General features: G+C 41.3%; 1 protein-coding gene. It reads right to left on the reverse strand.

Translation table 11 applies throughout. From position 1 onward, the window contains the following. Positions 1-283: hypothetical protein (locus tag ACH5TW_RS00275; protein WP_439334471.1), on the reverse strand; the 283-nt coding region annotated here is incomplete at both ends.

Consider the following 283-nt stretch of genomic DNA (forward strand, 5'->3'; position numbering starts at 1 on the left):
TAAGTTACACTCGTATTACCACCCTCACATAAAGCAGGAGCAGTAAGCGCACTAATATCTGTAGCTTGCGGATCACAACCACCAGTTACACTAAATCCAGCAATCCAATTAGCAAAGGCTGTATCTAAAGCCGCTTGATCAGCAAAGTCACAAGCATTCACAGTAAGATCTTGAACATCACTAATTGTTAAGGCATCAGCAGGAGTTACCGTAAATGTAGCTGTATCTTGCCCAGACTCACATAAGTTCGTTACATTATAAGTTACACTCGTATTACCACCCT

Source organism: Thalassobellus sediminis (assembly GCF_044386045.1).
In the GTDB taxonomy this organism is placed as follows: domain Bacteria; phylum Bacteroidota; class Bacteroidia; order Flavobacteriales; family Flavobacteriaceae; genus Thalassobellus; species Thalassobellus sediminis.